General features: G+C 59.0%; 26 protein-coding genes. 24 read left to right on the top strand and 2 right to left on the bottom strand.

Features of this window, described 5'->3' with window-relative positions; genetic code table 11:
• Nucleotide 1: 1 nt before the first annotated feature.
• From GFU70_RS20800 to GFU70_RS20695, 22 genes are all read left to right on the top strand, one after another.
• Complete coding sequence (locus tag GFU70_RS20800; protein ID WP_153388755.1) at nt 2–190, top strand: hypothetical protein; 189 nt, start codon at nt 2–4, stop codon at nt 188–190.
• Nucleotides 190–510: a hypothetical protein gene (locus GFU70_RS20795; RefSeq protein WP_153388754.1), complete on the top strand. Its 321-nt coding sequence runs from the start codon at nt 190–192 to the stop codon at nt 508–510. Before GFU70_RS20800 ends, GFU70_RS20795 begins: the two co-directional genes overlap by 1 nt.
• Nucleotides 507–1169, top strand: a complete 663-nt coding sequence (locus tag GFU70_RS20790) for a hypothetical protein (protein WP_153388753.1) — start codon at nt 507–509, stop codon at nt 1167–1169. The genes GFU70_RS20795 and GFU70_RS20790 overlap by 4 nt, the downstream gene beginning before the upstream one ends.
• On the top strand, nt 1162–1692 hold the full coding sequence (locus tag GFU70_RS20785; RefSeq protein WP_153388752.1) for a hypothetical protein: 531 nt from the start codon (nt 1162–1164) through the stop codon (nt 1690–1692). The genes GFU70_RS20790 and GFU70_RS20785 overlap by 8 nt, the downstream gene beginning before the upstream one ends.
• On the top strand, nt 1689–2252 hold the full coding sequence (locus GFU70_RS20780; protein WP_153388751.1) for a phage baseplate assembly protein V: 564 nt from the start codon (nt 1689–1691) through the stop codon (nt 2250–2252). Before GFU70_RS20785 ends, GFU70_RS20780 begins: the two co-directional genes overlap by 4 nt.
• A 107-nt stretch (nt 2253–2359) precedes the next feature.
• Nucleotides 2360–2560 (top strand): hypothetical protein, encoded by a 201-nt coding sequence (locus GFU70_RS20775; protein ID WP_153388750.1) that lies wholly within the window; start codon nt 2360–2362, stop codon nt 2558–2560.
• Between the two features lie 4 nt (nt 2561–2564).
• Nucleotides 2565–2891 carry a GPW/gp25 family protein gene (locus GFU70_RS20770; RefSeq protein ID WP_123351333.1) on the top strand — a complete coding sequence of 109 codons (327 nt, stop codon included), beginning with the start codon at nt 2565–2567 and terminating at the stop codon, nt 2889–2891.
• Nucleotides 2888–3772, top strand: a complete 885-nt coding sequence (locus GFU70_RS20765) for a baseplate J/gp47 family protein (protein WP_153388749.1) — start codon at nt 2888–2890, stop codon at nt 3770–3772. The genes GFU70_RS20770 and GFU70_RS20765 overlap by 4 nt, the downstream gene beginning before the upstream one ends.
• Nucleotides 3769–4371: a phage tail protein I gene (locus GFU70_RS20760; protein WP_153388748.1), complete on the top strand. Its 603-nt coding sequence runs from the start codon at nt 3769–3771 to the stop codon at nt 4369–4371. The genes GFU70_RS20765 and GFU70_RS20760 overlap by 4 nt, the downstream gene beginning before the upstream one ends.
• The gene (locus tag GFU70_RS20755; RefSeq protein ID WP_153388747.1) at nt 4371–6272 is read left to right on the top strand and encodes a phage tail protein; all 1902 of its coding nucleotides are present in this window, start codon (nt 4371–4373) and stop codon (nt 6270–6272) included. Before GFU70_RS20760 ends, GFU70_RS20755 begins: the two co-directional genes overlap by 1 nt.
• A gap of 9 nt (nt 6273–6281) precedes the next feature.
• Nucleotides 6282–6707 (top strand): phage tail assembly chaperone, encoded by a 426-nt coding sequence (locus tag GFU70_RS20750; RefSeq protein WP_153388746.1) that lies wholly within the window; start codon nt 6282–6284, stop codon nt 6705–6707.
• 87 nt (nt 6708–6794) lie between these two features.
• Nucleotides 6795–7958 carry a phage tail sheath family protein gene (locus GFU70_RS20745; RefSeq protein WP_153388745.1) on the top strand — a complete coding sequence of 388 codons (1164 nt, stop codon included), beginning with the start codon at nt 6795–6797 and terminating at the stop codon, nt 7956–7958.
• A gap of 12 nt (nt 7959–7970) precedes the next feature.
• Nucleotides 7971–8480: a phage major tail tube protein gene (locus GFU70_RS20740; RefSeq protein WP_079302217.1), complete on the top strand. Its 510-nt coding sequence runs from the start codon at nt 7971–7973 to the stop codon at nt 8478–8480.
• 66 nt (nt 8481–8546) lie between these two features.
• Nucleotides 8547–8873 (top strand): phage tail assembly protein, encoded by a 327-nt coding sequence (locus tag GFU70_RS20735; protein WP_014339635.1) that lies wholly within the window; start codon nt 8547–8549, stop codon nt 8871–8873.
• 100 nt (nt 8874–8973) lie between these two features.
• Entirely contained in the window at nt 8974–11553 is a 2580-nt protein-coding gene (locus GFU70_RS20730; RefSeq protein ID WP_153388744.1) for a phage tail tape measure protein, read from the top strand.
• Nucleotides 11554–11562: 9 nt separating this feature from the next.
• Nucleotides 11563–12408 (top strand): phage tail protein, encoded by an 846-nt coding sequence (locus tag GFU70_RS20725; RefSeq protein WP_193034264.1) that lies wholly within the window; start codon nt 11563–11565, stop codon nt 12406–12408.
• A complete protein-coding gene (locus GFU70_RS20720) occupies nt 12383–12589 on the top strand; it encodes a tail protein X (protein WP_153388743.1) in 207 nt (68 codons plus the stop codon). The genes GFU70_RS20725 and GFU70_RS20720 overlap by 26 nt, the downstream gene beginning before the upstream one ends.
• Nucleotides 12590–12652: 63 nt before the next feature.
• Nucleotides 12653–13699, top strand: a complete 1047-nt coding sequence (locus GFU70_RS20715) for a phage late control D family protein (protein ID WP_153388742.1) — start codon at nt 12653–12655, stop codon at nt 13697–13699.
• 67 nt (nt 13700–13766) lie between these two features.
• Entirely contained in the window at nt 13767–14330 is a 564-nt protein-coding gene (locus GFU70_RS20710) for a glycoside hydrolase family 19 protein (RefSeq protein ID WP_153388741.1), read from the top strand.
• The gene (locus tag GFU70_RS20705) at nt 14312–14854 is read left to right on the top strand and encodes a lysis system i-spanin subunit Rz (RefSeq protein ID WP_153388740.1); all 543 of its coding nucleotides are present in this window, start codon (nt 14312–14314) and stop codon (nt 14852–14854) included. The genes GFU70_RS20710 and GFU70_RS20705 overlap by 19 nt, the downstream gene beginning before the upstream one ends.
• Before the next feature lie 149 nt (nt 14855–15003).
• Nucleotides 15004–15798, top strand: a complete 795-nt coding sequence (locus GFU70_RS20700) for a DNA adenine methylase (RefSeq protein WP_153388739.1) — start codon at nt 15004–15006, stop codon at nt 15796–15798.
• A gap of 83 nt (nt 15799–15881) precedes the next feature.
• On the top strand, nt 15882–16073 hold the full coding sequence (locus GFU70_RS20695) for a hypothetical protein (protein ID WP_153388738.1): 192 nt from the start codon (nt 15882–15884) through the stop codon (nt 16071–16073).
• Here the strand turns inward: GFU70_RS20695 and GFU70_RS20690 are convergent.
• Entirely contained in the window at nt 16070–16771 is a 702-nt protein-coding gene (locus tag GFU70_RS20690) for an SOS response-associated peptidase family protein (protein ID WP_153388737.1), read from the bottom strand. The genes GFU70_RS20695 and GFU70_RS20690 overlap by 4 nt on opposite strands.
• 98 nt (nt 16772–16869) lie before the next feature.
• Between GFU70_RS20690 and GFU70_RS20685 the strand changes: the two genes are divergently transcribed.
• Both GFU70_RS20685 and umuC read left to right on the top strand, forming a co-directional pair.
• Nucleotides 16870–17295, top strand: a complete 426-nt coding sequence (locus GFU70_RS20685) for a LexA family protein (protein ID WP_014338712.1) — start codon at nt 16870–16872, stop codon at nt 17293–17295.
• Nucleotides 17288–18565 carry a translesion error-prone DNA polymerase V subunit UmuC gene (gene umuC, locus GFU70_RS20680; RefSeq protein WP_153388736.1) on the top strand — a complete coding sequence of 426 codons (1278 nt, stop codon included), beginning with the start codon at nt 17288–17290 and terminating at the stop codon, nt 18563–18565. Before GFU70_RS20685 ends, umuC begins: the two co-directional genes overlap by 8 nt.
• Before the next feature lie 45 nt (nt 18566–18610).
• On the opposite strand, the gene GFU70_RS20675 is transcribed toward umuC, so the two are convergent.
• The gene (locus tag GFU70_RS20675) at nt 18611–19390 is read right to left on the bottom strand and encodes a hypothetical protein (protein ID WP_153388735.1); all 780 of its coding nucleotides are present in this window, start codon (nt 19388–19390) and stop codon (nt 18611–18613) included.
• Nucleotides 19391–19438: the final 48 nt, after the last annotated feature.

The raw sequence follows: 19438 nt of genomic DNA, 5'->3' as shown, positions 1-19438 counted from the left end.
TATGGCTGCCAAAGTTGAGTACGTAGTGATCGAAGGCTGTGTGCAGGACGGTGCCAAGGTGGTGCGAAAAGGCGATGTGTACGTTCCGCCCAGCACTGAGATCCGGGATCTGTTGCTCGAAGAAGGCGTCATTGCCAAGCGCGGCAAACTGGATCCTGGATCCTCTACCTCGGATGACGGAGACAGCTGATGGCTTTCCGTGACCAGGTTGCGGCGATGGATGCGCAGTTGCTGGATGTCCTGGGCGATGAGGCTCTGGTCGACGGTCGTGACTTACCGGTGCCGGGATTCTTCTCGGCGCCCTGGTTGCAACCAAAGGTGGGAAGGATCAACACCGGTATACGCGAGCCAGTGTTCGCCGTCCGTATTGTTGATGCCCACCTCATTTCGGATGGCCAGTTAATCACTGTCCAGCTGATGCCAGTAGACGGCGGCGGGCGTTATGTCATCGTCAAACGTGAGCCGGATGGCACCGGTTGGGTCAACTTAATTCTTCGGGAGGTGCGATGAGCGTTAGCAGTCATGTCAAATCCTCGGCCAGCTCCGGTCTGTTCACGCTGCAACTGGCTCAAGCCGATAAGAATGCGTTCTCCGACTTTGCCGCTCTTGTTCCACAAGCCGCCCGTGCAGCTCAACGGCGAGCACTGAATAAGACGCTGCGTTGGTTACGCACTCACATTGCACGAGCAGTAGGCCGGCAAGCCCGAATCGCCATCGCCGCTGTGCGTCAGCGACTAAAGGCTTACCCAGTCAACTCCAACGAGCAAGCCAAGTTGTGGTTTGGCGTCAATCCCATTGAGGCCAGTCGCGCAGGCCGGGTACGACAGGGCCGCTCTGGCGTCTCTGTCGCGGGTCGCAAGTATCAGGGGGCGTTCTATAAGACCGTTTATGGCGGCGCGCCTGACATATGGATTCGTACCGCCAGTAAACACTTCAGAGCAAGCGACTATCCCGACAGTGATGTGTCAGGCGGCGGTGGGCCAAGTTCGGGCTGGATTGCCGAGAACGGTAGCCGCTATCCACTGGCCAAGGCCAAGATATCGCTCGACGACGTGCGGCCTCAGTTTGAGGAATGGTCACGTCGTGCGCATCAGCGACTGCTTGAGATCCTGGAGCAGGAGATGAATTTCGAGCTGCAAAAATACTTGAGGAAATCAGCCCATGTCTGATCCCATCATTCCTCTCGACCATCTTTACTCAGCCATCGAAGAACAGATCGCCCAGGCTATCCCCGGCTTGGCATACATCTGCACCATGCCTGACATGTTGCAGCACGTACCCATTCCCGCTGTGGTGCTCGAACTGGTCGAACTGGAGCCCGGTCGGGACCCCGGCACTGGCGAAGTCGGTGTCGAGGCGCGATTCGAAGCACGCATCATTGTCGGCAGCGATCACGAACACTGCCAGCAGGTAGCGGCTTTCATCGCGGCTCAGCTGATTATTTTGCTGCGCATGCAGGCATGGGGATTGGCGGTCGAGCCGGCAGAGTTCGTCCAGGCATCACAGGACTGGACCCGGCCGGAGCTCGACAGCTATGCGGTGTGGGTCGTTGAGTGGACCCAGGGTATTTACTTAGGCAAGGAAGAGTGGCTGTGGCCGAATCAGCCCCCAGGTACCTTGCTCTGGGGCTTCAGCCCTGACACTGGTTCTGGTAGCGAAGGTAGCTATCAGCCACCGGAGGATATGGCATGAGCTACCCCAGCGCGCAGCATGACCGCATGCTGGCCGGCCTGGTCAAGGATTGTTATGTGGTCGCGCTGGATCTGACCGCTTCGCCGCCCGCATGTCGGGTGTCGGATGGGGACTGGGTCAGTGCCTGGGTGCGTTGGCACAGCATCGCCGCCGGCAAAGCCCGTCATTGGCGAGCGCCCAGCATGGGCGAGCAGGGAACTCTGGTAAGTGCCAGCGGCGATGTGGCTCAGGGCACATTTATCCCCGGTCTGTATGGCGATGCCGGGGCACCGCCGGACAACCGCGACCATGTCGAGGTGTGGCGTTTCGATGATGGTGGCTCTCTGGTCTATGACTGGCAGGCCGGCACCTACACCATCACCGTGCCAAGCGGTACCGTGACAATCAAAGTCGGAGGAACCGAAGTGGTCGTAACGGACAGCGAGATCAACGCCACGGCAGGCGATATCACCCTGACCGGCAATGTGTTGATCAACGGCCCGTTACAGGTCACGGGCGATATCAACGGCGGCGGAAAAATCATCGATACCGGTGGCAACACACCGAACCACAAACACTGACTCCGACATTTATCCACAGCCCGCCATGTGCGGGCTTTCGCATTTCTGGAGCAACCCATATGAGCAAAACGAGAACGGAGACCGGGCGGACTACGGCCGAGGCGGCGTTGTCTGAGCCCGTCCAAACCGAGACGCCGGCACCCATCGGACCGGCGCGAGTGTTCCGCGACACCCGGTACACCTCACGCACGCTGATCATGCCAGATGGCAGCACCTTGCCGGTCATCGCCGGCCAGCTCACAGCGTGCGGCGATGATCAGTACGCCTTCCTCAAGGCGCACCCGGATATGCAACTGCTGACGGAGTAATTCCATGATCGGAGTGGACCGCCGCACGGGGCAGCCGCTGTCCGGCCAGGCGCATTTGCGGCAGTCCATTGAGGACATTCTGAGCACGCCTGTCGGCAGCCGCCGCATGCGGCCGGAGTATGGCAGCCAACTGCGTCGCTATGTCGACCTGCCAGTTAACGAGGGCTGGAAAAGCGCGGTACAGGCCGAGGTCGCTCGCGCCCTCGGGCGTTGGGAGCCCCGTTTAAAACTTGAGCGTGTCCGGGTTATTGCGGTGGTGGATGGACAAATCACCTTGCAACTGACGGGCTCATATATTGGCGATGGCGTGGTGCTGGAGGTGAACGCATGAGCACTATCGACCTTTCGGCGTTGCCGGCACCACAGGTGCTGGAGAGTCTGGATTTTGAGGAGTTGTATCAGGGCGAGCTGGCGACGTTCCGCGAGTACATGGGCGACAACTGGACCGCTTTCCTTGAAAGCGATCCGGTGACCAAGCTGCTGGAGCTGGGCGCCTATCGGCGCATGCAGAACCGGGCCAGGGTCAACGACGCGGCCAAGGCGCTGTTCCTGGCTCATGCCACGGGTGCTGACCTGGTGCAGTTGGCCGCCAACGTGAACCTTGAGCGCCTGGTCATTCAGGCTGAGGACTTGACCGCCGTGCCGCCAGTGGCGGCGGTGCTGGAAAGCTACGACGCACTGCGCGAGCGTATCCAGCTGAGGTACGAAGGGTTAACAACTGCTGGGCCACGGAATAGCTACATCCTGCATGCCCGTAACGCCTCGGGCCTGGTGGCCGATGCCACGGCCGAAAGCCCGGCGCCGGCCGAGGTGGTCGTGACGGTACTGTCCCTGGAAGGCGATGGTACGGCCAGCCCCGAGCTGTTGGTCGAAGTGGACGCTTACCTCAACGATGAAGATCGGCGGCCTGTTGCTGATCGGCTGACAGTTCAGGGCGCCGAGATCCTGCCCTATCGAATCGACGCCGTGGTGTACATGGCCGGTACCGGCCCTGAAAACGAGGCGGCGCTTGCCGAGTGCAATGCGAGATTGCAGGCCTGTATCAACCCCCGGCGCCGCTTAGGCGTTGAGGTTGCACGTTCGGCGATTGATGCACAGATCCACGTCAGCGGCGTGGCCCGAGTCGAGATCCCTGGATGGGTGGACATCCGTCCAACCAAGGCCCAGGCAGCGTGGTGCACGGGGTTCACCATAAAGCGGGGTGGTAAATGAAAAGTTTACTTCCCCTCAACAGCACTCAGCTTGAGCGGGCCATTGAGGCGGCTATCGACGAAACAACAGAGATACCGCTCAGAACCCTATACAACCCGGACACCTGCCCGGCGCACCTGCTTTACCAATTGGCTTGGGCCTGGTCCGTGGACCGCTGGGACGAGGCCTGGCCCGAAGAGGTCAAGCGCTCGGTGATTCGCTCTTCGTTCTACGTCCATGCCCACAAGGGCACCATAGGCGCCTTGCGCCGTGTGGTGGAGCCGTTCGGCTATCTAATCGAGGTAGTGGAGTGGTTCAAGACTCAACCTATGGGGGTGCCGGGAACGTTCGCCTTGAAGATCGGTGTTTCCGATGAAGGCATCAGCGAAGAAACCTATCAGGAACTGACGTGGCTGATCGATGACGCCCGGCCGGTCAGTCGCCACATGACCGGATTGGCGATCAGCCTCGAAACCCGAGGGAAATTGAACATCGGTGTTGCCCTGTATGAGGGCGACGAAATCGACGTGTACCCGCCGATCATGCGTGACATTGAAGTCACCGGATCCATCAGCGTGGTAGGGCGCGAACACACCATAGACACCTTGGACGTTTACTAATGATTGATCAGACCTCGCAATTTTTCGCGATTCTCACGAACGTGGGAGCGGCGAAACAGGCGAACGCCGATGCCCTTGGCGTTCCGTGGAAACTTACCGAAATGGGCGTGGGTGACGCCAACGGCACCGACCCGGTTCCAAGCGCTGCGCAAACGTCTCTTATCAACGAATGGCGCCGCCGACCGCTGAATCAGCTTTTTATTGACCCAGTCAACCCGGCGGTGATTGTCGCCGAACAAGTGATTCCGGCCGATGAGGGTGGATACTGGATTCGTGAAATCGGTCTGTACGACGCTGATGGGGATCTGGTGGCAGTCGCGAACTGCCCTCCGAGTTTCAAACCAATCATGTCGCAGGGCTCGGGCCGGACCCAAGTCGTTCGGATGAACTTCATCGTCAGCAGCACGGGCAATATCACGCTCAAAATTGACCCGTCGGTAGTGTTGGCAACTCGGGAGTTCGTCGAGCGCCGAATCCAGGAAGAACTGTACAAACTCGATAACAAGCAGTCGGTGCGCGTAGCGACCACGGCCAACATTGCGTTGACCGGGCTTCAGACCATCGACGGCGTTAACCTGGTCGCAGGCGACCGGGTGTTGGTGAAGGATCAAACGGCCTCCAAGGATAACGGCATCTACATTGTCGGCGTAGCGGCTTGGCTGCGGGCACCGGATGCTGACAGCAATGCTGAAGTCACCTCGGCGATGATTCTGTCCGTCGAGCAAGGCGCTACGCTGGCCGACACCCGCTGGCAGTTGGTGACGGATGGAGCGATTGTTCTGGGCACCACGTCACTCTCTTTTCAGAACATCACGCAGGGGTTTGCGCCGCTCAATTCGCCAGCCTTGGTCAATCCAACGGCGAACACACCGGCTCTGTTCGACAGTACTTTGAAAATTGCTACAACTGAATTTGTTAAGAAAAACTCTGGTAACCACGCGGCTATTGGTGGCCTTAGCGCAAACACAACCTTGACCAGTACCAATACGTTCGGCATGTCCTACATGCTCAACTCTGCGACACCTTTCACCGTCAAGCTGCCCTTGGCAAGCACCTCGCCAAACGGAGGTGTTGTAACGTTCACCAATGTGTTGACAGCGCCAGTAACCCTTGTCTTGCAGGGTGCGGACTACATGACAGGTATTGAGGGAGTTGGGGCCGGAGGGAGCGTTGTATTAAGGCAGAGGGATACCATCACCTTGTCTTGTGCTGGAAGCAACGTCTGGTACGCCGAGAGCGGATCGGTACGAGACATCCAGTCAACTTCAATTAGATCTTTAATGGGTAATTATTCGGGTATCAAGATATTGGCTGCAGCGACCGCCCTAACAGCCGCTGATACCGGGGGGCTTTGTATTGGTTCGTCTGCGCTGGCTGGGCAAGAAGTTACGCTGCCTCAATTGTCGACGACAGCATCGGGTCAGACCATTGTTATCTCTGCAGGCGCAGGAGCATTCAGCCTGAAGCCCTTCGCGGGTGACCCCGGACTATCAGTTGGGTTGTCGGTTCTATCCACTCTTCCAATTGACGTCTTTGAAAGCATCGTGCTGGTTTCAAACCCCTCGGGATGGCGGGTTGTTTCTGGGACTGTTCTAAATAAATACTCAGGTACGTTCAGTGCGTCTCTAGTAGCCAGTGGGTATCAGAAGCTCCCAAGCGGTCTGATCATCCAATGGGGAGCGGCAGGCACTGCAAATGGATTTGGCACATGGACTTACCCTATCGCATTCCCCAACTCGGTTTTTCGTGTTTTTGCGAGCAATGATGCCACGGCCTCCGGAACAAGCATGTATGCATGCGGTGTGCATCCCACTTCTGGAAGCCCTAATGTTTCGGCCACCATCGCAAGCCAGTTGGCGACGGGTGGTGATGCCATCTTTTTGTTTGCCATCGGCTGCTAAGGAGAACCTGTGTTCACTTCAAAAAGTACTCGCAGTTTTTACGACGCGACAATCCATACATCGATGCCAGACGACATAATTGAAATCTCTTCTGAGGTCCATGCCGAGCTATTGGCGGGGCAGTCGGAAGGAAAGGTGATTAATTGGGGAGATGATGGTTTACCCATGCTGGTCGATCCGCCGCTCCCTAGTGATGAAGTGCTGGCAGCTATAGAACGGGCCTGGCGTGATCGGTGCCTACTTGAAACTGACGGTGTGGTGACCCGCCATCGTGACGAGTTGGAAGAGGGTGTGGAGACTACTTTGTCAGCCTCGCAGTATACCGAGCTACAGGCGTACCGCCGTGCCCTTCGCAACTGGCCGGAAGCGGGGGAGTTCCCTCTGAATGAGCATCGTCCTCCGGCGCCGTTCTGGCTGGCTGGCCAGGTTCAATAAACGCCCCGCACTGACGGGGCGTTTTCTTTTCCGCTTCACCACAAACAAGGCCCCGCATTGCGGGGCTTTTTCGTATCTGGAGAATTTATGAGCTTCTTTCATGGCGTGACCGTCACGAACGTTGATACCGGTGCTCGTGTCATTGCGTTGCCGTCGTCCTCAATCATCGGACTGGTTGACACCTTCGTACCGGCGCCGGCCTACAGCGCGCAGCCGAATGACCTGGTGATGATCACCAACGAGCGCGAAGCGCTGGCCGCCTTCGGGCCTGACTCGGCAATGACCAAAGCCTGCCAAGCCATCTACACCCGAGCCAAGGCGGTGATCGTGGCCTGTGGTGTGGCCCAGTTGGCCGATCCGGCTGCACAGACCTCGGCAATCATTGGTGGCGTTCTGGCTGACGGCAAGCGTACTGGCCTGCAGGCGCTGCTGGACGGCAAGAGTCGGTTCAACGCGCAGCCGCGGCTGTTGGTGACTCCCAAGCACAGCGCGACACAGGCTGTCGGTACCGCCCTGGTGGCAGTGGCCGACAAGTTGCGAGGGCTCGCCATCCTCGACGGTCCAAACACCACCGATGAGGCGGTGATGGCCTACGCCGAGAACTTCGGCGCCAAGCGGGCATACCTGGTTGATCCAGGCGTGCAGTATTGGGACACCACGGCGGACGCCACGGTCGACGCGCCGGGCTCGGCCTGGGTGGCGGGCTTGTTCGCCTGGACCGACAGCGAATACGGTTTCTGGGCTTCGCCTTCGAACAAAGAATTTGTCGGCATCACTGGCACCACGCGGCCCATTGAGTTCCTGGACGGTGACGAAACCTGCCGAGCCAACCTGCTCAACAACGCCAACATCACCACGATCATCCGTGATGACGGCTTCCGCCTGTGGGGCAACCGCACGCTGTCGAGCGATCCGAAGTGGGCGTTTGTCACTCGCGTACGCACGATGGACATCGTCATGGATGCGATCCTCTACGGCCACAAATGGGCGGTGGACCGCTCCATCACAGCGACATACATCAAGGATGTGACCGAAGGTCTGCAGGCGTTCATGCGCGACCTGAAAGCCCAAGGCGCAATCATCAACTTCGAGGTGTATGCCGACCCGGAGCTGAACACGGCCAGCCAGCTGGAGCAGGGCAAGGTGTATTGGAACATCCGCTTCACCGACGTTCCGCCGGCAGAAAACCCCAACTTCCGCGTAGAGGTCACCAATCAATGGCTGACCGAAGTGCTCGACACCGCCGCTTAAGGAGCGACCCCAATGGCAATGATTCCCGAAACCCTTGCGAACTTGAACCTGTTCGCCGACGGCGTCAGCTTCCAGGGCGACGTGCCGAGCCTGACGCTGCCCAAGCTCACGCTCAAGATGGAAGAGCATCGCGGCGGCGGCATGGATGCGCCGGTCGAGCTGGACATGGGCATGGAAAAACAGGAAGCGAGCTTTACTACCACTGGCGTACGCCGTGAGTCGTTGAAGTTCTTCGGCTTGGCCGACGGCACGGCGTTCAACGGTACGTTCCGAGGAGCCTACAAGGGGCTCAAAGGCAAAGTCACGCCGGTCATCGTCACCCTGCGCGGCACGTTGAAAGAAGTCGACATGGGCGACTGGAAGCCGGGCGACAAGGCCGAGATCAAGCACTCCATCGGGCTGACGTACTACAAGCTCGAAGTGGACGGCCGAACCGTCTACGAGATCGACCCCATCGGCATGCGCCGTGTCATCAACGGCGTTGATCAACTGGCCGCCCAGCGTTCCGCATTGGGCCTCTAACTCTTCTTGATACCCCGCCTGGCGAGTCGCCCGGGCGGTGGTTCCTCTGTTTAAGGACACACCTCTATGAGCAGCACTGCAATCCCAAGCTGGATGACCCTGGCCGCTGACCGCGTCACCGTGAAACTGACGGTGCCATCTGAAGCCAACGGCGTGCGTGTCGATACGCTGAGCCTCCGGACACCGACTGTGCGTGACCTTCGCATTGCCCGCCAAACAGCGCCCAATGATGAGGAACAACAAGATCTGAACTTGTTCGCCTCCCTGGCCGAAGTCGGTACCAAGGATCTGGATGGCTTGACGCTGAAGGACTTCAACCGCATACAGGCCGGCTATTTTCGCCTGGTGCGAGAAGATGAACTTCAACCCCAAGGTGCAGAAGCAACTGGCTAAGCGTCTAGCCACCGAGCTGAATTTTTCCGCCGCTGAAATTCTCGCCATGCCGTTCTCCGACATGGTCTGGTGGCTCTCAGACTGAAACAAGGGGTAGACGATGGCTAGCAAACTGGCGTTATCGCTGGTGATTGGCGGCGCCGTCAGTTCGACGATGGCGTCTGCCTTCCGCACGGTCGAAGGCCACATCAAAAAGCTGGAGGACAAAGGCAACAAGGCCAAGGTGCTCAAGAGCACCATTGGCGAAACCATCCGCATGCGCGATGAATGGAAGCGGGCGCACGATAGCGGCGCTGCTTCGGCCGATGGCCTGTTGCGCAAACTCAACGGCAACCTTGATGCCCTGCGCAAGCAGGGCGTGGAGGTAGGCAGGCTGGGGCAGGAGTACCAGCGCCTCGGCCGTGCAGCCAAAGCCGCCGATCTGCAGCTCAAGGGACACCAGCAGCTCGATGCCGGCAAGAAAGGACTCACGTCGAGCATTGGTCAGGGTGTTGTAGCCACAGGCCTGGCGGCGATTCCGACCAAGGTCAGCGCGGATTATCAGGCGATCATCCGTGACATCGCGATCAAGGCGGATGTGGTCAACAAGCCACAAGAAACACAGCTTAGTCAGACAGTAATCCAGACCTCTCGCGATACGGGTATGGCCCGTAACGACGTGGCGGACCTGGTGAATCAGCTGGTCGGTGCAGGTATGGACCTTAAGCAGGCCATGGCCTACGCACCGACGGCCGCGAAGTTTGCCATCGGCCAGGGCGCATCCGGCGTCGACACGGCCAGCATGATCATGGCGCTGCAGCAGAACGCCAAGATCAACGACCCGAAGGTGATGCAGCAGGCCCTGGAGGCCATCGCCTATCAGGGACAGGCGGGGAGCTTCGAGGCCAGCGACATGGCCCGGTGGTTCCCTCAACTGTTGGCGAGCATGGAGAAAAACGGTAGCACCGGCATGGAAGCGGTCAGCTCCTTGGGCGCGATGCTCCAGGTGCAGATGAAAACGGCCGGGGGCTCGGACGAAGCGGCCAACAACCTCAAGAACTGGATGGAAAAAATCGGTTCGGGCGACGTGGTCAAGGCGTACAAGGACGCCGGTATCGACTATCAAGCCTCCTTGAACACTGGCATCCAGAAGGGCATGTCGACCCTGGAATCCAGCTTCGCCCTGGCGATGAAATACATCCAGGCCACCGACCCGGCGAAAGCCGCGAAGATGGCCGAGGCTCAGGCCAAGATCAGCAAGGAGACGGATCCGGAGAAGGCCAAGGCGGCGCTCGATGCGCTGGAAAAATCCCTGCGTACCGGTGACCTGTTCGCCGACATGCAGGTCAAGGCAGCGCTCACGGCCTACTCGCAAAACAAGGAGTTGTACGAGCAGCTGAAAAAGGACTCGCAATCTTCTGGCGGGATCCTCGATAAGAACCTGGCCGAGCGGCGCGAAACGTCGAAACAGATGTGGGACGAGCTGGGCCAGGCGGTTAGCGATGGCATGCGCAGTGTGGGGGACGCCATCCGCCCGGCGACCGATGCGGTCGCCCAGGGCCTGACCTCAATTGTGCGTGGGTTGACCAAGCTTTCGGATGGCTCGCAACCGGTGGTGCTTGGCATTGCCGCTATCACCACCGGTCTGTTGGCCCTCAAGACGGCTGCCAGCGCGGTGAAGATTGGCAAGGGGCTCTACAACATATCGCGTGGTCGAGCGATGGAACGAGGCGCGGGCGCCCTCGGTGATGCCGCTGCCAAGGCTCCGAAAACCGGAATCAAGACGGTGGATAAGGGGCTGGGAGTCCTCGGTAAGTTGATGGGGGCCGGCAACGATCCTGCAGCAGGGATCAGCAATGAGCCGCAACGTGTGTTTGTCGTCAACGCTGATGCAATAGGCCGGGCTGGTTCTGGTCCAGGTGCAGATCCTGGCGGCGGTACCGGCAGGCGTCAGCGTGGCCGACGAGGTCGCCGTACCGGTATTGGGACCACCCCGCGTCGGCGATTACCCGCCCGGGTGCCCAGTCCTCCGGCCGTGTCACCCCCTGCCGCTATGTCTGTCATGCCAAAGGTGGGGCTGTTGGCTGCTGCGCCTATGGCTGCTGCGGCGGAGGCAGCGTCCGGTGGCTCGCTCGGCCGTGCGGTTCAGTCGATCAGGGGCGTCACCCGAGCCACCAAACGTATCCCCGGCGGTAACGTACTTGATGCAGGGGTGGGGGTCTTGGATACCGCGCTCAACGCCACGACCCAAGACGAAAAAGCCGAGGGTTATGGCGGTGCCGCTGGTGGTTTGGCGGGCGCACTGGCCGGCGGCGCAGCAGGTGCCGCTATTGGTTCGGTGGTGCCGGTCATCGGTACTGCAATCGGGGGCTTAATTGGTGCCGCTTTGGGCGGCCTGGGTGGCGAAAGTATCGGCGGCTTCTTGGGTAAGTCCTGGTTTGGCAGTGATGGTAAGGCCGAGGAGGCCAAGCCTCCCGAAGTTGCCAAACCAGCTGAGCCAACTCCGTCGGTGCCACCCAAGGTTGAGCAGGCTTTCAGCTTTTCGCCGCAAGTGTCCATCACCGTGCAAGGCGATGTAAAAGACCCGGCGCAGCTGGCTCGAGATCTGGAGCCGCATCTGCGCCAGTTAATGGAGTCCTTCTCCCGGGACGTGGCCGCCCGCCAAGCGTCGAGTCAGCTGTTCGATTCCCCTCACGTATAAGGAGGTGCCATGGCCTACATGGAGCAACTGCAATCAGTACTCAAATCACTGCTTGCAGCGGGTGAGACTGGCCGTACCAGTCTCGACGGCATGCTGGGCCCGCTTAATGGCGCAATCAGCGACATGACGGGCGCCGCCTCGGAGCTGGAGGGGGTGCCCTTCATTGGGCCAGCCATCGGCGCCAAGGTGCAACGGACCATGCGGGCAATCAACGCGGCGCAGTCCGCCGTGGGCCAGGTGGCGGCGAAATACAACCAAGCCGTCACCGCCGCCGGCCAAGTCCAGGAGCGGCTGGGTTCCCTCAAGGAACAGGCAGGCAAGGCGGGAGCAGCGATTAATCGCATCGCCGGCCAGGTGAGCCCATCACTGAGCAACATCATGCCCACGGGATCATTTGCCCCCCAGCTGACACCAGCGGCCGAGGCAGTGAAGCCGTTCCCGCACCTGCTGATCATGCAGCCCCTGGAGCCGAACGCGCAGCCGTATTACTTCAACCTGGATACGGCGGCGTTCGAGGAACTCCGTCGCCAGACGTCGTTTCGCTGGGCAGGCCAGGAACGTCTGACACGCAGCATCGCCCAGCAGGCGGTCGGCCAGGGAGAGGACAAGATCAGCCTCAAGGGCGCAATTTTTCCGGGCTTCAAAGGTGGGCTCAAACAGCTGGATACCTTGCGCTCCATCGGGCGACGCCTGCAGCCGGTGAACCTGACCACCGGCTACGGTGAAGTGCTCGGCACCTGGTGCCTGCTCAACATCGAGGAAGATCAAAGCAACCTGCTCGCGGGTGGCATTCCGCGTAAGCAGTCCTTTTCACTGGAGTTTGTGAGCTATGGCGACGACCTGCAGAACGTCTGACGGGGATCTGTTGGACACCGTCTGTCATCACTACTACGGCCATCTGAATGGCACGGTGGAGGCCGTGTTTGCCGCCAATCAAGGCCTGGCCGATGAGCCTCAACCGTTTCGCGCTGGTGTGATCATCCTGCTGCCGGATCTGCCAGCGCAGACGCTGGAGGATATCCAGCTGTGGGATTAACCAGCACCGTCGCACGTTACAAGCCCTGCCCCGTGCGGGGTTTCTCTTTTCTGGAGTATCACCATGAAGCCGACCTATCGCATCGTTGCGGACGGCAAGGACATCACCGCGTTGATCAATGATCGATTATTGAGTCTGCGCACCTCGGACAAGCCGGGCATGGATTCGGATGACTTCGAGTTGCGGATCGATGATCGTGATCAAGCGGTTGCGCTGCCCACGCGGGGGGCGGGTATCGAGGTTTATCTGGGATATACCGGTCAGGCCCTGACCCGTCTGGGGCGCTACACCGTCGACGAGATCGAGTTGTCGGGGCCGCCTGACACGATGGTGATCCGTGGTAAAGCCAGTGACATGCGTGGCAGCGGCAAGACCGTGCGCAGCGGGTCCTGGGAAAACGTGCCCCTGCAGCAGATTGTCCGCGACGTGGCAGCCCGCAATGGATGGCAGCCGGTGTGCCCGGTGCAAACAAAAGTGCCTCGAGTCGATCAGCTCAACGAGTCGGATTACAACTTCATCACCCGCCTTGCCAAACAGTATGACTGCACGGCCAAGCTGGCCGACGGCAAGTTGTTGGTCATGCCTCGGCAGGGCGGCCAGACCGCCAGCGGCAAGAATCTGAGCCCTGTGGTTTTGAAGCGCTCGGATCTGAGTCGCTATCAATTCCGTCTCGGCGATCGCAATACGCAAAAGGCGGTACGCACCAAGCACCAGGACAAAAAATCCGGAGCCCTGAAGGTGGTCGAGCTGGACAACGACGACCTGCCGAACGGCCTGCCAGCGGTCCATACCGACCGGCATATCTACCCCAACAAGTCAGCCGCCGAGCAGGCCGCCAAGGCGCGCCTGGCCGCGTTCAATCGCAGCAGCGCCGGGGTTCGCCTGGAAATGGCCGGGCGCACCGATGTATTTGCCGAGCGGTCGATCATTGTCCAGGGGATCAAGCCCGGGCTAGATGGTGAATACCTGGCTGAGGCGGTGGAGCAACTGTTCACCTCCAGTGGCTGGACCACCACCGTCGAGTGCAACGGCGGCAAGAAGGGCAAGGCCAATGCCAAAGGTAAGAAAAAGAAGAAGGAAGCTAAGCCGGTCAAGGTCGTCCAGCTTTAAGCGCACTCAGCACCACCCTCAAACACAACCGCAACCCGCCATCGAGCGGGATTTTTTTGGAGCCCCCATGCCACTCACTGAGCAGCAACTACAGCGCATCATGCCCAACGCCCGCCGCCAAGCGGGCGTTTTCGTATCGGCCCTGAACGCCGCCATGGCACACCGACAGATCGATACGCCCAAGCGGCAGGCGGCATTCCTGGCCCAGGTTGGGCATGAGTCCGGCCAACTGCAGTACGTGCGGGAGCTGGGCGGCGATCAGTACCTCAGCAAATACGACACCGGTTCGCTGGCTTCGAAACTCGGCAACACCCCAGAGCCCGACGGAGATGGCCAGCGCTATCGTGGTCGCGGCTTGATCCAGGTGACGGGGCGCAACAACTACCTGCGCTGCAGCTTGGCGCTGTTCGGTGACGAGCGTCTGTTGCGCACGCCCGAACTGCTGGAGCTGCCCCAATGGGCGGCCGAGTCGGCTGCATGGTTCTGGTGGGTCAGGGAGTTGAACGTGCTGGCTGATCGTGATGAGTTCGAAACGATCACCCGGAAAATCAACGGCGGGCTCAACGGCCTGCAGGATCGCCTGCAGCTGTGGGAGCGGGCGAGGGCGGTGCTATGCGTCTCGTCGACCTGATCCCGCTGCAATACCGCGTGCTGGTCGCCGGGCTTTTACTGTTCGCTCTGGTCGCCACTTCGACGGTTCTCGCCTGGACGGTCCAGGGCTGGCGATACGGTCAGCAGTTGGAAAAACAAGCCCGGCTCCACACCGAAACCCTCAACCAAATCACCCTGACCTCGGCCGCTCTGCAGCGCACCGAGCAGGACAAGCGCCTGGCCCTGGAACAGCGGCTGGCCGCCAAAGACCAAACCCACTATCGAGCCCTAACCGATGCCCAACGTGATCAGGATCGCCTGCGTGATCGCCTCGCTACTGCTGATGTCCGGCTGTCAGTCCTACTCGACGCCACCGATTCCACCAACGGCTGTGCAGTGCCAGCCACCACCAGCGCCGGCAGCGTGGTTCATGGAGCCACACGCGCCCAACTTGACCCGGCGCATGCTCAACGAATTATCGGCATCACCGATGCCGGCGACCGGGGGCTGATAGCCCTGGCAGCCTGCCAGGCCTACGCCAAAGAAGTTTCAACACCGAAGTGAAAAGGAGCGACCGGGCCGGATGCGCCAACATCCGATCCGGTCGCCGTCCCTGCAGATGTCCCTGCAAGTCCAGCCAAGGCTCCTGCTCCGTGCACAAAGCGCGGCGAGCCTAGCACCTGTTTATCCATACAGTAAAGGTCTTGCTTTCAATGAGTTCACCCATCATCCCTTGGATGGGCGGCAAGCGCCGCCTAGCCGACCGCCTCATTCCGCTTTTTCCGCCCCACGAATGCTATGTCGAAGTCTTTGCCGGCGGTGCCGCGCTTTACTTCATGCGACCCCAGGCCGCTCCCGTTGAAGTCCTGAACGATATCAACGGCGACCTGGTGACGCTCTATCGCGTCGTGCAGAACCACCTGGAAGAGTTCGTGCGCCAGTTCAAATGGGCGCTTAGCTCGCGCCAGGTATTCGAGTGGCAGAAAATAACCCGTCCCGAAACCCTCACCGACATCCAGCGCGCCGCCCGGTTCTTCTACCTGCAGCACCATGCCTTTGCCGGCAAGGTCACCGGGCAGACGTTCGGCACCGCGACCACTGGCCCGGCCATCAACCTGCTGCGGATTGAGGAGAACCTCTCGGCAGCATGGCAGCGGCTGTCCGGCACCTACGTCGAAAACCTCCCCTGGCTTGATTGTGCTGAGCGCTATGACCGCGCTCATACGTTTCACTACATGGACCCGCCGTACTGGCAGACCGCTGGATATGGCGTGGATTTCCCGTTCGAGAATTACGAGCGGATGGCTGACTTCATGCGTCGCTGCAAGGGTAAGGTAATGGTCAGCATCAACGATCACCCGGACATCCGGCGTGTGTTCGAGGGCTTTCACTTCGAAACGTTGGACATTCGCTACAGCAACACGAACCAGCGTCAGGGCAAGGCCGAGGTCAGCGGTGAATTGGTGATCATGAACTGGGAGCCGGCGGCGTTGGGAGGGCTGTTCTAATGGTTGTCACGCTCGATCTGATCCGCTTGCTATGTGATTACGCTGGAGCGTTACTGTGGTCACACAAACGAAGGACCAAGACCATGGAAACCGAAACCGCTGACAAATACTTGAATATCTTTCCCTCCGCTCTGCTTGCAGCGGTAGCACGCGGAGAGGTAGATCTCAACCACTGGGCCGGCGTGGTGCTGGCTGGGCGGGGGTTGGACCAGGATGCACGCTGGGTGGGATTCCCAGAGGCGGCCCGCCTCCAGGATCAACGCAGTCAGGCTTAATTTTCTTCCGAACTCCAGGGGAGCAACAACTGTGCTCCCTGGTTTTTGACGTTCCCCACCTCTTTGCCCACGGCATACCATTCGAAATCCGTTTCCGGCCGGGAACGGTTTTTAGCTATCTCCTTTGCCTGCGCTGGACTGAGATCTGGATCCAGCCATTGCCTGGCTTCTTCAGGTGATAACACTAGCGGGCGGCGATCATGGATATCCACCATACCCTGATCGCAGGATGCGGTAATGATTACGAAGCCATCGCCGTCTTGCTCGTCCAGACCTGGACGGGCCTGTGCGAGCGCCCCGAAGAACATTGGCTTCTGATCTTTCAACCGGATGAAATAGGGTTGTTTTTTCTTTGGATCATTTGGGTCTTTAACCCATTCATACCAGCCCTCGCTGGGCACCAGTGCGCGCCCGGCCGGCCAAAGCTGTTTGAAAAACTTTCCCGTCGTAACGGTCTCGATCCTGGCGTTGATCGGATCCGGACGTTTCCCCTTCGCCCAAAAGGGCGCCCATCCCCACCTCACTGGCGTGATATGAACGCCGGCCTCTGTGCTGTGCAGGATCTGCACGCGGGTAGTCGGAGCCACGTTGTACCGGCTGATCGGCTCCGCATCGTATCCGCCGAACAATGGCAGTTGAGGGCCTAGCTCCTCCATAAACACCGCCATCCCCTCGTACTGCACGAATCTCCCGCACATGAGCTGTCCCGCCTGTCAGATTTTTCCTATACAAAATTGACCGCGAACCTTGTACAAAGTTAACTGTATGTTCGTACAGTATTTTGGATCGGTGCGTCATGAGCTTTTCAATTCTAGGCCCTATTGCCGAGGGTGGCTTGAAGCTGCCCTTGTGTTCGTTTCGAGTGCCCGCCGGCTTTCCGTCTCCGGCGGCGGACCACATCGAAGCGCACATCTCATTGGATGAGGTTCTGAACATTCGCGCCCCGCATGTCTACCTGGTCTCAATCGCTGGGGAGAGCATGCAGGGCGCTGGTATTTTTGAAGGCGATCTCGCGGTGGTGGACCGCGCTCTGGAGCCCGCGCACGGTCACATCGTCGTAGCGCTGCTGAACAACGAGCCCGTATGCAAGCGGCTTTGCATTCGCGGTAGGGAGGTGATTCTCCTGTCGGAGAACCCAAAGTATCCACCGAGGTACGTGCTCGAGGGCGACGAGCTGGTGATATGGGGCGTCATCACCTGCAGCGTGCGCAGCCATGTCTAAAGTCCAGCCGGTTTTCGCTCTGATCGATTGCAACAGCTTCTACGCCAGTTGCGAAAGAGTGTTCCGCCCGGATCTGGCCCGCGTGCCCATTGTGGTGCTGAGCAACAACGACGGCTGTGTGATCGCTCGCAGCTACGACGCCAAGCCCTACGTGAAAATGGGCGAGCCGTATTTCCAGATCAAGCACAAGCTGCAGAAACACGGCATCGTCCCGTTCTCGTCGAACTACGCGCTCTATGGCGACATGAGTGAGCGCGTTATGGCACTCATTGAATCGATGGTGCCCGCCGTCGAGGTCTATAGCATTGACGAAGCCTTCGCGGATCTGACCGGCATTGACGGTCGGGATGCCCTCGGCCGCAAGATCCGCAGCCACGTGCTGCGCTGCACCGGCATCCCCGTCGGGGTAGGGATCGCTCACACCAAAACCCTAGCAAAGCTGGCGAATCACACCGCCAAGCGGCTCCAGGTGCAAACGGGCGGCGTGGTCGATATCTGCGACCCATTCAAGCGCGACTGGGTGCTACGCAATACCGACGTGGCCGAGGTCTGGGGCGTCGGCCGTAAGATGAAACTGCACCTGGAAGCCATGGGCATCAAGACAGCGATGGACCTGGCGAAGGCCGACCCGTGGACACTGCGCAAGAAGTTCAGCGTGGTGATCGAGAAGACCGCCCGCGAACTGGGCGGCACGCCGTGCCTGGAGCTGGACGAGCCGGACCCGCCGAAGCAGGAGATCTGCTGTAGCCGGATGTTTGGTAAGCGGCTCACGGAGCTGGCACCGATCAAGGAAGCGGTGGCCACCTACATGATGCGTGCTTCGGAAAAGCTCAGGGCGCAGAAGTCGCTGTGCAAGAAGATCCGCGTCAGCGTCCGCACTGGCATGTTCAACCCGGCGGAGGCGAAGTACGCCAACGGCGTGCTGATCGACATGCCGTACCCCACTGATGACGTGCGGCTGCTGACCACGGCAGCAGTGGACGCGCTCGACCGCGTGTTTCGGCCGGGCTTCAAGTACAGCAAGGCTGAGGTGCTATTGATGAACCTCTGTCAGCAGGGGGAGTACACCGACGACCTGTTTGCCACGTCTCAGCCAGCCGATGCTACGAAGTTGATGGCGGTGTTGGACCAGATCAACGGGCGATGGGGCAGGGGAACACTGCGATCAGCTAGCGTGCCTATCAACCCTGACTGGTGTATGCGCCGAGAGATGATGAGCCAGAGTTTCACAACGAAACTTGATCAATTATGGACGGTAGCGTGTAAATAGTTATTATTAGTAAGGTTTTTCACTTAGCCTTTGCGTCCAATTTTTTCAAGGAGTGCTTAACCTGCTCGTGTCGTCAATAACTCCGGAAGAAATAGGTGTGGTTGGATAGATAACAAGCTCAGATGTGTTATTGGCAACTTTTATTTGTATTGTGTTGTTTTTATAAAATGGCCGCGCGAGAATAAAGTTTCCTTGGTTCTGGCCGATGATGCTCCAGTACTCTGCTTTGCCATCCCTAACAGAGGAGTAATTGCTGAAACCTGTGCGAATAGCGCTCTGTGCAGCTGCCGCTCCTAGGGATTGTGGGGAGTCAAATATTCCTATCATTACTATGCAAAATACCAGAAGTGAATAAATTGGGATTTGGAATTTTTTCTCTTCTGTTTCAAAGTTGGGGGTGGTTTTTTCGCTTGATAAAAGTTTCAGTATTCCCCCAATGATGAAGCCTGTGGTGCATATCTGATATTGGCTCTTGAAGATTAAGTATTCTGGCGTTGAGCTTTGTTCAATTAGTGACGCAACGAGGTCTCCAGATGGAGCGAATACGACAGCTAATACAAACAACGTAGTCGTTGCGGCCTCATATCTCCAGTTGGACAACCCCCAAATGGCAAACCAACCGACGGTTCCTGCCAGTAGAAAGACCTTTATAATTACTATGCCGGCCTTGATGGTATCTAAATAATTGGCATAGCCACTCATCCAAGGGAAGCCAAGTGCAGCGTAAAAGCCGTCTTGCCATCGCATGCCTACGATAAAGGTAAGAACGATGCATATTGCGGTCACCTGTGAGATTGTGCTCATACCTTTCGAAATTTTATCCATTACTCATTTTTCTCATATGGCGATGGCTTGGCTTGGTTGAATTGTTTG

The sequence above is a fragment of the Pseudomonas brassicacearum genome, assembly GCF_009601685.2.
In the GTDB taxonomy this organism is placed as follows: domain Bacteria; phylum Pseudomonadota; class Gammaproteobacteria; order Pseudomonadales; family Pseudomonadaceae; genus Aquipseudomonas; species Aquipseudomonas kilonensis_B.
This window is presented reverse-complemented; position numbering and strand designations above follow the sequence as displayed.